Below are 13,405 nucleotides of genomic sequence, written 5' to 3' on the forward strand. Positions count from 1 at the left end.
GATAAGTGTGAACGCTAGGCTTGAGACACAAGCCTCTAGAAAGGAGGTGATCCAGCCGCACCTTCCGATACGGCTACCTTGTTACGACTTCACCCCAGTCATGAACCCTGCCGTGGTAATCGCCCTCCTTGCGGTTAGGCTAACTACTTCTGGCAAAACCCACTCCCATGGTGTGACGGGCGGTGTGTACAAGACCCGGGAACGTATTCACCGCGGCATGCTGATCCGCGATTACTAGCGATTCCAGCTTCACGTAGTCGAGTTGCAGACTACGATCCGGACTACGATGCGTTTTCTGGGATTAGCTCCCCCTCGCGGGTTGGCAACCCTCTGTACGCACCATTGTATGACGTGTGAAGCCCTACCCATAAGGGCCATGAGGACTTGACGTCATCCCCACCTTCCTCCGGTTTGTCACCGGCAGTCTCTCTAGAGTGCCCTTTCGTAGCAACTAGAGACAAGGGTTGCGCTCGTTGCGGGACTTAACCCAACATCTCACGACACGAGCTGACGACAGCCATGCAGCACCTGTGTCCACTTTCCCTTTCGGGCACCTAATGCATCTCTGCTTCGTTAGTGGCATGTCAAGGGTAGGTAAGGTTTTTCGCGTTGCATCGAATTAATCCACATCATCCACCGCTTGTGCGGGTCCCCGTCAATTCCTTTGAGTTTTAATCTTGCGACCGTACTCCCCAGGCGGTCAACTTCACGCGTTAGCTACGTTACTGAAGAAATGAATCCCCAACAACTAGTTGACATCGTTTAGGGCGTGGACTACCAGGGTATCTAATCCTGTTTGCTCCCCACGCTTTCGTGCATGAGCGTCAGTGACGTCCCAGGGGGCTGCCTTCGCCATCGGTATTCCTCCACATCTCTACGCATTTCACTGCTACACGTGGAATTCTACCCCCCTCTGACATACTCTAGCCTTGCAGTCACAAGCGCCATTCCCAAGTTGAGCTCGGGGATTTCACGCCTGTCTTACAAAACCGCCTGCGCACGCTTTACGCCCAGTAATTCCGATTAACGCTCGCACCCTACGTATTACCGCGGCTGCTGGCACGTAGTTAGCCGGTGCTTATTCTTCCGGTACCGTCATCGACCCCAGGTATTAACCAGAGCCATTTCTTTCCGGACAAAAGTGCTTTACAACCCGAAGGCCTTCTTCACACACGCGGCATTGCTGGATCAGGGTTGCCCCCATTGTCCAAAATTCCCCACTGCTGCCTCCCGTAGGAGTCTGGGCCGTGTCTCAGTCCCAGTGTGGCTGATCGTCCTCTCAGACCAGCTACTGATCGTCGCCTTGGTAGGCTTTTACCCCACCAACTAGCTAATCAGACATCGGCCGCTCCTGTAGCGCGAGGCCTTGCGGTCCCCCGCTTTCACCCTCAGGTCGTATGCGGTATTAGCTAATCTTTCGACTAGTTATCCCCCACTACAGGGCACGTTCCGATGTATTACTCACCCGTTCGCCACTCGCCACCAGGCCGAAGCCCGTGCTGCCGTTCGACTTGCATGTGTAAGGCATGCCGCCAGCGTTCAATCTGAGCCAGGATCAAACTCTTCAGTTCAATCTCTGTGTGGAAGCCTCGCGGCTCCCTCGCTCTTTCGAGCGGTCGCTCACTCTCAGAAAACTGACTGACCAGATCCGAAGACCCAGTCACGTTTTGCTGTGCGAGCACTGTATAACTTGTGAAGCAACACTGTCCGAAGACAGCGGCGTCCGCTACCCAGCGCCCACACTTATCGGTTGTTTGTTTGTTAAAGAACTACGCTACCGGCTTTGCCGTTTGCGTCGCTGCGTTGTCTGCAGCAGAGAAACGAAATTATGCAGAGCTTTCTTCGTTTCGTCAACCGTTTCAGCAATCTTTTTTTGCTGCGGCCGGCGCTGCAAACTTCGCTGCGCCAGCCTTCCGGCTGACCCCGCAACCCTTGCCCCGTCTGCTTTGCAGCGCTGCGTTGTGTTGCGAGGGGGCGAATAATATGCGAGCGCAGCGGGGTTGGCAAGGGGTTTTTGAAAACTTCTTCGTGCCACCATCAGCGCGCCTTTAAAATCGGCAAATGCCTGACCTGCCTACCTATATGCCGTCGCGCCTGCCAGCGGACGGAATCCGCTGGCTCGACGCCCAGTCTCTCGCCGCGGCGCTGTCGCGCCCGATTGTCTTTGTCGACCTGGAGACCACCGGTGCGGATGCCCAGCGCGACCGCATCACCGAGATCGGCGTGGTCGAGGTTGGCCCGGACGGTATCGTTGAGTGGGATACCCTGCTCGACCCCGGCATGTCGATCCCGCCGTTTATCCAGCGCATGACCGGCATCAGCGACGACATGGTGCGCGGGCAGCCGACTTTCGAATCCCTGGCCGAGTCGCTCGCCGAGCGCCTGCAGGGTCGCCTGTTCGTCGCCCACAACGCGCGCTTCGACTACGGCTTCCTGAAGAACGCGTTCCGGCGCGCCGGCGTGACCTTCCGTGCCGATGTGCTGTGTACGGTAAGGCTGTCGCGCTCGCTCTTCCCTTCGGTCGAGCGTCATGGCCTGGATGCGCTGATCGCGCGCTTTGGCCTGACACCCAAGGGCAGGCACCGCGCGCTGGCCGATGCCGAACTCCTGTGGCAGTTCTGGCAGAAGATCCACGCCACCTATTCCGTCGACCTGGTGGAATCGGCCGTGCGCACGCTGGTGCGGCGCGCGAGCCTGCCCGCCGGCCTGGAGGAAACCGCGCTGGAAGACGTACCGGCCACGCCGGGTGTCTATATCTTCTATGGCGACCAGGACGTGCCGCTCTATATCGGCAAGAGCGTGCACCTGCGCCAGCGGATCGGCGCCCATTTCTCCGGCGACTACCGCTATGGCAAGGACATGCGGCTGGCCCGGCTGGTGCGTCGTGTCGAATGGCGGGAAACCGGCGGCGAGACCGGGGCGCTGCTGCTGGAGGCGCAACTGGTGAAAACCATGCAGCCGGTGCACAACCAGCTGCTGCGCCGGAATACCCGGCTCTATGCCTGGGAGTTGCCGCAGCAGCTCCCGGTGCCGCGCCTGCGCACCGACCGCGACACCGACTTCTGCCGGCATCGCGACCTGTTCGGCGTATTCGGCAGCCGCGGCGCGGCCGAGGCACGCTTGCGCGCGCTGGCGCAGGAGCACGACCTGTGCATGGCAACGCTGTCGCTGGAGAAGACCACGCGCCGTGGCAGCCCCTGCTTTGCACGGCAGGTCCACCGCTGCGCCGGGGCCTGCGTCGGCGCGGAATCGCCGCGCGAGCACCGCGCCCGGCTTGCCGCCGCGCTGGCACCGATCGCACTGATGCCATGGCCCTTCGACGGTCCGGTCGCCTGGCGCGAGCAACACGGCGCGCGCGCCTGGTGGCATGTTGCCGACGAATGGTGCTACCTGGGCTGCGCCACCACGCTGGAGGAAGCGCACGCGCTGGCTGCCGCGCCCGCGCATTTCGACCTGGACACGTACCAGATCCTGGCGCCGCGCATGGCGCAATGGACCCCGGAGGCGGTACCGTTGTCCGTGCAGCGAGCCTTCACGCTGACCGCAACCGAAGCGCCCACCGACGCCCCACGTCCGGCACGCAATACGAGGGAGCAGACTGCGCGCAAGGCTGGCGCCGCAGCCGACCTGCAAACCCTGGGCTTGTTCGCCGACTAAGAACCCACTCACAATCTGTGCGTCATCGCCCAGAACGCGCTTGCAACGGGTGTTACGGCTCCGCTAGTCTCCACACACCGGCCCTTGCCACCGGCTGCGCCGACGCGGAGTCACCATGCCTGCCAATCCAGCCCGACTTGCCCATGCCGCCAGCAAGCGCGCGCGCCTGGCCATCCTGTGGGTGGCAGCCCTGACCGGCGCTTGTGCCGGGATCGAGACCAGCGCCATGCAGGACATCGTCGATTCCTGGAAGAATGTCCCCGTCGACGAAGCGAAGCGCCAGTGGGGTCCGCCGGTGGGGGTGCAGGCCCTGCCCAATGGCACGGCCTACGTCTGGACCGACACGGTGCCGGCCGCGCGGGCGCCGGGCAGCGGCCCGCGCGATGCCGGCATGGAGCGCACGCCGGTGCCGGGCCAATGCCAGCGCAAGCTGGTGGCCGGCCCGGACGGCATCGTGACCGGTGGCGAGTGGCGCGGCAACGCCTGCTGCATCACCACGCTGGTCGGCCGCTGCGCCGGGCTCAGGTACCGGGCGCGCGGCTGAGCGCGCGGACCTGGCTATTGTGACGGCCCCGGGCTCAAACCCTCGGCTCAGTGCGCCGGCCACGCACCCGTGTCAGCCAGTACAGGCGAATATTCCCGAAACCCGAAGCGCAGCGGCAGCACCGCCGCACGCCGCACCACGCGCTCGACGTGCAACCGCACCAGCCGCTCGGCGCCGGCGAATGAGGCGAGTTCCTCGCCCTCCCAGATCACCTCGGCGCGCCCGCCCACATGCAGCAGCGAGCCCCTGGCAAAATCCGGGACCACGATCCCGGCACGGGGATTGGCCAGCAGGTTGCCGACGGTGTTGAAGAAGTTGTTGCCGTTGAAGTCCGGGAACGTCAGCGTATGGGCATCGTCCACGCGGATAAAGCCCGGCTTGCCGCCGCGGTGCGAGACATCGGCGCCGCCGGTGTGCTCGCCTTCGTCCTGCGGCGACGCGGTGTGGCTGGTGGCAATGAACAGCGTATCGGCATCGCGCAGCCAGGCGATGGCCGGCTCGTCGAGCGCGTCGCCGTGCCAGGCCGGGGGCGTCGCCGCCGGCTCGGCAACGGTCACGTCGCGCAACTGGATATAGCGCGGGCAGTTGCCGAAGCTCTGCTTGACCTCGACCGTCAACCCGACCTCGTCGCGCGCCACGATGACCCCGTTCATGCGGTTGCGCCGGCGCGTCGGCAGTTCGATCCCAAGCAGGCCGATGCGCGCGCCCTGCGCCAGGGCCGGTGCCGCCGGGTCGGCCGGCAGCGGCACGGTGTCGATGCGCAGGTGCGTGGCGTCAGGCGTATGCGCAAACCCCGGCGTCCCGGCCAGCACCGTGGCCCAGGGCAACCCGTCGGCGTCGACCGCGCCCACCAGCAGGAACGGCAGTTGCGCAAAGAAGGTGCGGTGCTGCTCCGGCATTTCGCCACGGATCACCCGCGGGCCGGACGCTGCCATGCGTTCGCGCTTGCCGGCGCGCTCCTGCGCGGCCAGTTCGCCGGCGTGGAATGGCAAGCCGGCATGCGGCCATGTAGTCAGGTCCATGATGGGCTCCCTCTGCTTGTCGGACGGATAGAAACGCTGCGCGAAACCTGCAGGCGTTACGCCGCCACCCCGACATCCGATACCAGCATCGGCACGAAGCCGGGCAAGGCTTCAATGCGGCGCAGCCAGGCATTCAGCGCCGGGTACGGCGCCAGCGGCACCTTGCCTTCCTCGGCGCGGGCGATATAGCTGTAGGCGGCCACGTCGGCAATGGTGGCGTGGTCGGCGGCCAGGAACGGCTGCCCGGCCAGCAGCGACTCCATCAGCGTGAACAGCCGCTGCGCGCGGGCGACGGCATCCTCCATCGGCACCGGCCGCCCGAACAGCACGCCCAGTCGCGCCGCCGCCGGTCCGAAGGCGATCTCGCCGGCGGCCACCGACAGCCAGCGCTGCACGCGCGCCGCGCCCACCGGGTCGCGTGGCAGCCAGCGGCCGTCGTCATGGCGCGTGGCCAGGTAGACCAGGATCGCATTGGAATCGCCGATGACCACGCCGTCATCGTCCAGCACCGGCACCTGGCCGAACGGGTTCAGGCGCAGGAAGGCCTCGCTGCGCTGCTCGCCGCCGCGCAGGTCGACGTCGACCAGGCGGTGCGGCAGGCCCAGCAGGCCCAGGAACAGTTCGGCGCGGTGCGCATGGCCGGACACCGGCGAGCGGTACAGCACCAGCGGCTTGGCCGGCTTGGCGGGGCGGTTCGTCTCTTGCATGGCACTCTCCTCAACGGTTGCGATAGGCGGATTCTGGACGCCGACGCCGCTGCAATAAATAGGCCTATTGATATTTGACTACTCCAGAAAATGGAGTAATGTCTGTCGCCATGGACAAGCTACGCGCGATGCAGACCTTTGTGCGGATCGTCGACGAGGGCAGCCTGACGGCGGCCGCCACGACGCTGCATACCTCGTTGCCGGCGGTGGTGCGCACGCTCGCGGCGCTGGAAACCGAGCTGCAGGTGCGGCTGCTCAACCGCACCACGCGGCGGCTGTCGCTGACTGCCGAGGGGCGCAGCTACCTGGACAGCTGCCGGCGCATCCTGGCCACCATCGACGAGGTCGAGGCGGGCCTGACCGCCAGCCATGTCGAGCCCAGCGGCCAGCTCACGCTGACCGCCTCGGTGCTGTTCGGGCAGATGTACGTGGCGCCTGCGGTCACGCGTTTCGTGCAGCGCTATCCGCGCGTGCGCTGCCGCCTGGAATTCACCGACCGCGTGGTGAACCTGCTTGAGGAAGACCTGGATGTGGGCGTACGCATCGGCCCGCTGGCCGACTCCACGCTGGTGGCACAGACCATCGGCCGCATTCGACGCGTGGTGGTGGCCACGCCCGCCTACCTGCGCAAGCACGGCGTGCCGCGCCATCCCGAGGAACTGGCCCATGCCAACTGCGTGCGCTTCACCGGCAGCCAGGCGCACTGGTGGACCTTCCACGAAGGCGAACGGGAGTTCCATGTGCCGGTGTCGGGCAACCTGGAGTTCAACCAGACCGCCCCCGCCGTGGCCGCCTGTGCTGAAGGCGCGGGCTTTGGCCACTTCCTGTCGTACCAGGTCGCGCAACTGGTACAGGAGCGCAAGCTGCGCATCGTGCTGGAAGCATTCGAGCAACCAGCCTGGCCGCTGTCGCTGATCTATCCCCATGCGCGGCTGTTGCCGGCACGCACGCGCGCCTTTATCGAATGGATGCGGGATGACCTGGGCCCGCGTTTCAGCTAGCAAGGTGCGCGGCGGCCAGCGGCGCGGCTTGCGCGCCGCATCGCCACCTCCCGCGCGGCGGCCCACCCACCCGCCGCGCCCGGCCACCACCCGACAAAGCCCTTGACGCGCTGCGGCGCGTACCGGTATTTTCAAAAATAGAATCCGAATTCGATTACGGAAAATGCCAATGTCAGCGACCCAATCCGGCTTCCCCGCCAACGCCTCCTTTCCCCGTATCGATACCCCCTCGATCCTGCAGCCGCCGCGCCAGCGCCGCGCGCGCGAGACCGAGCAGGCATTGCTTGGCGCGGGCCGCGAACTGCTTGCCTCGCGTGACTTTGCCGCGGTGTCGGTGGCGCAGATCGCCGCGGCATGCCAGGTGTCGGTGGGCGCCTTCTATGGCCGCTTTCGCGACAAGATGGCTTATTTCGAGGCGCTGCGCGCGCTGGTGATGGAAGAAACCTCTGCGTCGATCGACCGCTATCTGGCGCAGGAGCGCTGGGAGGACGTGCCGACGCCGGTGCTGCTGGAGAAGGCCGCGCGCTTCATGGTGCTCGGCACGCTGGCCAACCGTGGCGTGATGCGGGCTTCGCTGCGGCATGCGTCCACGCGGCCGGAGGAATGGCTGCCTCACCGCCAGAGTGGTGAAGCCATCGTGGAGCGCATGGTGCAGCTGCTGGTGCCGCGCCTGGACCTGCCGGCCGACACCGCCGAGCTGCGCGTGCGCTTTGCCATGCAGGCGGTGTTCAGCGTGCTGGTCAATGCCTTGCTCAATGAATCCGGCCCGCTGCACCTTGACGACGAGCGGCTGATCACGGAACTCAACCGCCTGCTGGCCGGCTATCTCGGCGTCACCTGCGCAGAGCCGGCCTGAGCACATCACTGGCAAGCGCCACCCGCGGTAATGCAGCCAGGCCATGGCTGCTATGAATTGCGCAGCGCTTGCTTGGCTGGCGGGCCTGCACTCCCTAGAATGTGCGCACGCCGTGCCGTGTGCCCGGCGCAGCCCTATCCGCCTCAACGTTCACCGGGACCGCTCATGGCCACGCTTTTCCTCGTCCGGCACGGACAAGCCTCGTTTGGCGCCGCCAACTACGATTGCCTGTCGCCGACCGGCCGCCAGCAGGCGCGCTGGCTGGGCGAGTACTTCCGCGAGCGCGGCGTCAGCTTCAGCCGGGTGGTCGCGGGCACGCTGGTGCGCCAGCAGGACACCGCCACGGAAATCCTGGCCGGCATGGGGCAGCCGCAGGCCGCGATCATTTCGCACCCCGGCCTGAACGAATACGACGGCGAGGCGCTGTATCGCTGCCATACCGGTGGTGCTGACCACCGCGCGCACCAGAACGGCGATTACAACGATTACTGGCGCACCTTCCGCGCGGCCTATGCCGCGTGGACCCAGGGCGGCCTGGCCGACATGCCTGAAAGCTGGGCGGACTTCGGCGCCCGCATTGCCGCCGCCCTGGCGCACGCGAGCGAAGGCACCACGCGCGAGGATGCCATCCTGGTGGTGAGTTCCGGCGGCGCCATCGGCCGCGCCACCGCAGACCTGCTGGGCGCGCCGGCCCAGGCCGCCATCGAGATGAACCTGCAGTTCCGCAATACGGCGTTCTGCGAGATCATCGTGGGCCGCGGCGTGCAGCGCCTGCTGAGCTTCAACAACGTGCCGCACCTGGAACGCGCCGACCGGCGCAGCGCGGTGACCTTCGCCTGACGCGCCACGCTGAAGACAAGAAGGGCCGCGATATCGCGGCCCGCTATGGTCCGGCTGCTGGCGCGGGCACTTTGACATGCCCGCGCCGCCGGTCCTTCTCCCTTTATGACTCGTTGCTGCGGCAATTCCAGCGCAGCGCGCCTGCGTGGCACGCCGCGGCTCTGACAGCTTTACAGACGCTCGACGATGGTCACGTTGGCCAGCCCGCCGCCTTCGCACATCGTCTGCAGGCCGTAGCGCTTGCCATGCGTGTGCAGCGCATGCACCAGCGTGGTCATCAGCTTGGCGCCCGAGCCGCCCAGCGGATGGCCCAGCGCGATCGCGCCGCCATGCACGTTCAGGCGTTCCGGATCGGCGCCGGTGGCCTTCAGCCAGGCCAGCGGCACCGGGGCAAAGGCTTCATTGACCTCGAACAGGTCGATGTCGCCGATGCGCAGGCCGGCCCGCTTGAGCGCGACTTCCGTGGCCGGCAGCGGCGCTTCCAGCATCACGACCGGGTCATGGCCGATCACGGTCATGCTGTGCACGCGCGCCAGCGGCTTGACGCCCAGTTTCTTCAGGCCGGCTTCGTTGACCACCATCAGGCCCGCGGCACCATCGCAGATCTGGCTGGCGGAAGCGGCGGTCACGCGGCCGCCTTCGGCGATCAGCTTGACGCTGCCGATGCTTTCCAGCGTGGCGTCGTAGCGGATGCCTTCGTCGGTGGTATGCATTTCACCGTTGGCGCCGTCGGCCGTGCGCACTTCGACCGGCAGGATCTCGGCGGTGAAACGGCCCGCCCTGGTGGCTGCGATGGCGCGGTGGTGGCTCTGCAGCGCATAGGCATCCAGCTGTTCGCGCGACAGGTCGTACTTGCGCGCGATCATCTCGGCGCCGGTGAACTGGCTGAACTGCACGCCGGGGTAGCGCGCCTCGACACCCGGGCTCTTGGGCACGCCGAAGCCGTTCTTGGCCGGCAGCTGCGACGACAGGCCCATCGGCACGCGCGTCATGCTTTCCACGCCGGCGGCGATGACGATATCCATCGCGCCCGACATCACCGCCTGCGCGGCAAAGTGCAGCGCCTGCTGCGACGAACCGCACTGGCGGTCCACCGAGGTGCCCGGCACGCTTTCAGGCAGGCGCGCGGCCAGGATGGCATTGCGCGCCACGTTGCCGGCCTGCTCGCCGACCTGGCTCACGCAACCCATGATGACGTCTTCGACCAGCGCCGGGTCGGCGCCGGTGCGCTCCACCAGCGCGTCGAGCACCTGCGCGGCCAGGTCGGCCGGATGCCAGCCCGACAGCTTGCCGCCCTTGCGGCCGCCGGCGGTACGGACCGCCGCGACGATATATGCCTCTGCCATGTGATCTCCTTGGTTCGGTGCAGGCCGCCGGGGCAGCCATTGTGGTGTGTGGGGAGCCGCCGTTGGTGCCGGCAGCGTCAGGGACTATTGTTGCGTCGCGGGTGCACTCGGGCGTCGTCGGAAGCGACGAAGTTGCCGCACGCCTCAGGCGCGCGGCGCCAGCACCGCGAAGATCGCGGTCGCGCGCAGCAGGCAGCGCTCGCCGCTGACCAGCCGGCAGGTGCCGTAGCGCAGGCGCGAGCCGAGCTTGTCGAACTCCACGCGGGCCTCAACCCAGTCGCCCAGGCGCGCGGAATCGAGGTAGTCCAGGCTGAGGTTCACGGTCACTGCGCTTTTGGAACGGCCGGTTTCCAGCGACATCATCATGCCGATGGCAGTATCGGCCAGTGTCGCCAGCATGCCGCCGTGCGGGATGCCCAGGTTGTTCAGGTGACCCTCGTCGATGCGCACCGCGAGCGTGCGGCGTTCGGCATGCAGGTAGAGCTGTCCGAAGCCCGCCATGTAGCCGCTCATCCGGCGCAGCGCGACGAAGCCTTCCGGCACTTCCGCGCCCGCCGGCCCGGACGGGTCGGCCATGGCGCGGGTCATTGCCGCCTCGATCTCGGCCTCGGCCATGGCGTCAGGCGAAGTAGCGCGAGGCCACGCTGAGATGCTCGCGGCAATCGGCGACCATGCGCGTGATCAGTTCTTCGCAGCTGGGCACGTCGTCGATCAGGCCCACGCACTGGCCGGCGCTGATGATGCCGCCGTCGGTCTCGCCCGCCTTGAGCGCCGCCTTGCCGCGCACGCCGGCGACCAGGTGCTTGACGTCCTCGAACTGCGCGCCGCCCGGGCGGCGCTCAATGCTCACCACCTCGTCCGACACCGCGTTCTTGAGCACGCGCGCGGTGTTGTGCAGCGTGCGGAAGATCAGGTTGGTGTCGCGCTCGCTGGCCTGCACCAGTGCCTGCTTGACGTTGTCGTGGATCGGCGCCTCGCGCGTGGCACAGAAGCGGGTGCCCATGTTGACGCCCTCGGCGCCCAGCACCAGCGCCGCCGCCATGCCGCGCCCGTCGGCGATGCCGCCCGAGGCGATCACCGGGATCGACAGCTTGCGCACCGCCTGCGGGATCAGCACCATGCCGGGCACATCGTCCTCGCCGGGGTGGCCGGCGCACTCGAAACCGTCGATCGACACCGCATCCACGCCCAGGCGCTCGGCCGACAGCGCATGACGCACCGCCACGCACTTGTGGATCACCTTGATGCCGGCGGCCTTGGCGCGCGCGATGTGTTCCCTGGGGTTGTTGCCGGCGGTTTCCAGCACCTTGACCCCGCTTTCGATGATGACGTCGAGATAGCGCGCGTACGGCGGCGGGTTGATCGACGGCAGCAGGGTCAGGTTCACGCCGAACGGCTTGTCGGTCATCTCGCGGCAGCGGCGGATCTCGTCGGCCAGCGCCTCGGGGGTGGGCTGCGTCAGCGCCGTGAGGACGCCCAGGCCGCCGGCGTTGGAAACGGCGGAGGCCATTTCGGCGTAGCCAACCCATTGCATGCCACCCTGGATGATCGGGTAGCGGATGCCAAGCAGTTCGGTGATTCGTGTCTTCATGGTTATCCTTTTGCTGTCCGTGCCGGCAGGGCACGCGGTGATACGGTGGGGATGTGCCGGTCCTGCCGCTTGATCGACGTCAGTCTACGGCCAGGCGCCGATGCCCGGCCTCGTCGGAAGCGACGATTGCGGGCGGCGCATTCTGCACTAGTGTTGGCCGGACCCCCATGCCGTCGCCCTGCCCCGGCATCCCTACCCTTTTCCCAGCAGGAGCCCTCCATGATGCAAGCCACGCCTTCGTTCGAAACCCTGCGCTACGCCGTTGAAGACGGTGTCGCCACCATCACCCTGCACCGCCCGGACCAGCTCAACGCCTTCACCGCGCAGATGATGCACGAGCTGATCGCCGCCTTCGACGCCACCGATGCGGATGACAATGTGCGCGCGGTGATCGTCACCGGTTCGGGGCGCGCCTTCTGCGCCGGCGCCGACCTGTCCGGCGGCGGTTCCACCTTCGACTTCGAGAAGCGCTACGGCGCCAGCCCCGACACCGCGCACCGCGACGGCGGCGGGCGCGTGTCGCTGCGCATCTTCCGCAGCCTCAAGCCGGTGATCGCCGCGGTCAACGGCGCCGCGGTCGGCGTGGGCGTGACCATGCAGCTGCCGATGGATATCCGGCTGGCGTCCACTGACGCCAAGTTCGGCTTTGTCTTTGCGCGCCGTGGCATCACGCCCGAGGCCGCGTCGTCCTGGTTCCTGTCGCGCGTGGTCGGGATCTCGACGGCGCTGGAATGGTGCTATACCGGCCGCGTGTTCTCCGCCCAGGAAGCGCATGAGCGCGGCCTGGTGCGTTCGCTGCACGCGCCTGAAGACCTGCTGCCGGCCGCCCGGGCCATTGCCCGCGAGATCGCCGCCAATGCCGCGCCGGTCTCGGTGGCGATCTCGCGCCAGCTGATCTGGCGCATGGCCGGCGCCAGCCACCCGATGGAAGCGCACAAGCTGGACAGCCGCGCGATCCAGTCGCGCGGACGCTCCGCCGACGTGAAGGAAGGCGTCAGCGCCTTCCTGGAGAAGCGCCCCGCCGCATTCCCCGAGACCGTGTCGCACGACATGCCGGACTTCTTCGACTGGACCAGCGAGCCGCCCTTCATCTGAAGCGCGCCCGCCGACCCATCTTTCCGGAGTCCGCATGAAAGTCAGCCAAGCTGTCGCCAGCCGCAAGTCCGTCCGCGGCTTCCTGCCCCGGGCCGTTGCGCCCGACACCATCCGGCGCGTGCTCGACGCCGCCGCGCGCGCCCCTTCCGGGGGCAACCTGCAGCCCTGGCATATCCATGTCATCGGCGGCGAGGCCCTGGAGCGCCTGCGCGGCATCATGCGCGAGCGCATCGCGCAGGCGCCCACCGGCGAAACGCGCGAGTACGACATCTACCCGCGCGAACTGGTCTCGCCCTACCGCGACCGCCGCTTCCAGGTGGGCGAGGCGCTCTACCACTACCTCGGCATCCCGCGCGAGGACAAGGCGCGGCGGCTGGCGCAGTTTGCCAGCAACTTCACCTTCTTCGGCGCGCCGCTGGCGCTGTTCTGCACGGTGGACCGCCGCATGGGCCCGCCGCAATGGTCGGACCTGGGCATGTACCTGCAGACGGTGATGCTGCTGCTGCGTGAAGAAGGGCTGGACAGCTGCGCGCAGGAATGCTGGGCGATGTACCCCGAGACCATCGGCAAGTTCCTGTCGCTGCCGGCCGAGCGGATGCTGTTCACGGGCATGGCGATCGGCTACGAGGACGCCGAAGCGCCCGCCAACCAGTTGCGCGCAGCGCGCGCGCCGCTGGCGGAATTCACGGAGTTCATTGGCATTTGAGCCTGCGGCGCGGCATCCGCGCCACGCCGCCCGCACCGGC

The 13,405-nt window shown here is 67.0% G+C and carries 12 protein-coding genes and 1 rRNA gene; 7 read left to right on the top strand and 6 right to left on the bottom strand.

The genetic code is table 11. The features are described from left to right. Positions 1-39 precede the first annotated feature (39 nt). Positions 40-1,571 (bottom strand): 16S ribosomal RNA (locus tag ACZ5MJ_RS21925). A gap of 490 nt (positions 1,572-2,061) precedes the next feature. Here ACZ5MJ_RS21925 and ACZ5MJ_RS21930 point away from each other — a divergent pair. Continuing rightward, positions 2,062-3,657, top strand: coding sequence for an exonuclease domain-containing protein (locus ACZ5MJ_RS21930; RefSeq protein WP_464225750.1), 1,596 nt, complete (start codon positions 2,062-2,064; stop codon positions 3,655-3,657). Between the two features lie 115 nt (positions 3,658-3,772). Then, entirely contained in the window at positions 3,773-4,201 is a 429-nt protein-coding gene (locus tag ACZ5MJ_RS21935) for a hypothetical protein (RefSeq protein ID WP_464225751.1), read from the top strand. A 47-nt stretch (positions 4,202-4,248) separates the two neighbouring features. On the opposite strand, the gene ACZ5MJ_RS21940 is transcribed toward ACZ5MJ_RS21935, so the two are convergent. Continuing rightward, complete coding sequence (locus ACZ5MJ_RS21940) at positions 4,249-5,223, bottom strand: pyridoxamine 5'-phosphate oxidase family protein (protein WP_464225752.1); 975 nt, start codon at positions 5,221-5,223, stop codon at positions 4,249-4,251. A gap of 56 nt (positions 5,224-5,279) precedes the next feature. Continuing rightward, positions 5,280-5,930, bottom strand: coding sequence for a glutathione S-transferase family protein (locus tag ACZ5MJ_RS21945; protein ID WP_464225753.1), 651 nt, complete (start codon positions 5,928-5,930; stop codon positions 5,280-5,282). Positions 5,931-6,028: 98 nt separating this feature from the next. On the opposite strand from ACZ5MJ_RS21945, the gene ACZ5MJ_RS21950 reads away from it, so the two are divergent. The 3 genes from ACZ5MJ_RS21950 to ACZ5MJ_RS21960 all read left to right on the top strand — a co-directional run bounded on the left by ACZ5MJ_RS21950 (position 6,029) and on the right by ACZ5MJ_RS21960 (position 8,627). Then, on the top strand, positions 6,029-6,931 hold the full coding sequence (locus tag ACZ5MJ_RS21950; protein ID WP_464225754.1) for a LysR family transcriptional regulator: 903 nt from the start codon (positions 6,029-6,031) through the stop codon (positions 6,929-6,931). A gap of 169 nt (positions 6,932-7,100) precedes the next feature. Beyond that, entirely contained in the window at positions 7,101-7,787 is a 687-nt protein-coding gene (locus tag ACZ5MJ_RS21955; RefSeq protein WP_464225756.1) for a TetR/AcrR family transcriptional regulator, read from the top strand. 165 nt (positions 7,788-7,952) lie between these two features. Continuing rightward, on the top strand, positions 7,953-8,627 hold the full coding sequence (locus tag ACZ5MJ_RS21960) for a histidine phosphatase family protein (RefSeq protein WP_464225758.1): 675 nt from the start codon (positions 7,953-7,955) through the stop codon (positions 8,625-8,627). A gap of 170 nt (positions 8,628-8,797) precedes the next feature. Here ACZ5MJ_RS21960 and ACZ5MJ_RS21965 read toward each other — a convergent pair whose 3' ends face one another. The 3 genes from ACZ5MJ_RS21965 to ACZ5MJ_RS21975 form a co-directional block, all read right to left on the bottom strand. After that, positions 8,798-9,973: an acetyl-CoA C-acetyltransferase gene (locus ACZ5MJ_RS21965; RefSeq protein ID WP_464225759.1), complete on the bottom strand. Its 1,176-nt coding sequence runs from the start codon at positions 9,971-9,973 to the stop codon at positions 8,798-8,800. Positions 9,974-10,117: 144 nt separating this feature from the next. Further along, positions 10,118-10,588, bottom strand: a complete 471-nt coding sequence (locus ACZ5MJ_RS21970) for a PaaI family thioesterase (RefSeq protein ID WP_464225760.1) — start codon at positions 10,586-10,588, stop codon at positions 10,118-10,120. 4 nt (positions 10,589-10,592) lie between these two features. Then, positions 10,593-11,564 (bottom strand): NAD(P)H-dependent flavin oxidoreductase, encoded by a 972-nt coding sequence (locus tag ACZ5MJ_RS21975; RefSeq protein WP_464225761.1) that lies wholly within the window; start codon positions 11,562-11,564, stop codon positions 10,593-10,595. Between the two features lie 219 nt (positions 11,565-11,783). Here ACZ5MJ_RS21975 and ACZ5MJ_RS21980 point away from each other — a divergent pair, with 219 nt between their 5' ends. Further along, the gene (locus ACZ5MJ_RS21980) at positions 11,784-12,659 is read left to right on the top strand and encodes a crotonase/enoyl-CoA hydratase family protein (RefSeq protein WP_464225762.1); all 876 of its coding nucleotides are present in this window, start codon (positions 11,784-11,786) and stop codon (positions 12,657-12,659) included. A gap of 34 nt (positions 12,660-12,693) precedes the next feature. Next, positions 12,694-13,365 (top strand): nitroreductase, encoded by a 672-nt coding sequence (locus ACZ5MJ_RS21985; RefSeq protein WP_464225764.1) that lies wholly within the window; start codon positions 12,694-12,696, stop codon positions 13,363-13,365. Positions 13,366-13,405 lie beyond the last annotated feature (40 nt).

It is taken from the genome of Cupriavidus sp. LA-1 (genome assembly GCF_055385985.1).

What these genes read in the sequence shown, in the direction of transcription:
- ACZ5MJ_RS21930 (WP_464225750.1), top strand. Translation starts at nt 2,062, where the DNA reads ATGCCTGACCTGCCTACCTATATGCCGTCGCGCCTGCCAGCGGACGGA.
- ACZ5MJ_RS21935 (WP_464225751.1), top strand. Translation starts at nt 3,773, where the DNA reads ATGCCTGCCAATCCAGCCCGACTTGCCCATGCCGCCAGCAAGCGCGCG.
- ACZ5MJ_RS21940 (WP_464225752.1), bottom strand. Translation starts at nt 5,223, where the DNA reads ATGGACCTGACTACATGGCCGCATGCCGGCTTGCCATTCCACGCCGGC.
- ACZ5MJ_RS21945 (WP_464225753.1), bottom strand. Translation starts at nt 5,930, where the DNA reads ATGCAAGAGACGAACCGCCCCGCCAAGCCGGCCAAGCCGCTGGTGCTG.
- ACZ5MJ_RS21950 (WP_464225754.1), top strand. Translation starts at nt 6,029, where the DNA reads ATGTCTGTCGCCATGGACAAGCTACGCGCGATGCAGACCTTTGTGCGG.
- ACZ5MJ_RS21955 (WP_464225756.1), top strand. Translation starts at nt 7,101, where the DNA reads ATGTCAGCGACCCAATCCGGCTTCCCCGCCAACGCCTCCTTTCCCCGT.
- ACZ5MJ_RS21960 (WP_464225758.1), top strand. Translation starts at nt 7,953, where the DNA reads ATGGCCACGCTTTTCCTCGTCCGGCACGGACAAGCCTCGTTTGGCGCC.
- ACZ5MJ_RS21965 (WP_464225759.1), bottom strand. Translation starts at nt 9,973, where the DNA reads ATGGCAGAGGCATATATCGTCGCGGCGGTCCGTACCGCCGGCGGCCGC.
- ACZ5MJ_RS21970 (WP_464225760.1), bottom strand. Translation starts at nt 10,588, where the DNA reads ATGGCCGAGGCCGAGATCGAGGCGGCAATGACCCGCGCCATGGCCGAC.
- ACZ5MJ_RS21975 (WP_464225761.1), bottom strand. Translation starts at nt 11,564, where the DNA reads ATGAAGACACGAATCACCGAACTGCTTGGCATCCGCTACCCGATCATC.
- ACZ5MJ_RS21980 (WP_464225762.1), top strand. Translation starts at nt 11,784, where the DNA reads ATGATGCAAGCCACGCCTTCGTTCGAAACCCTGCGCTACGCCGTTGAA.
- ACZ5MJ_RS21985 (WP_464225764.1), top strand. Translation starts at nt 12,694, where the DNA reads ATGAAAGTCAGCCAAGCTGTCGCCAGCCGCAAGTCCGTCCGCGGCTTC.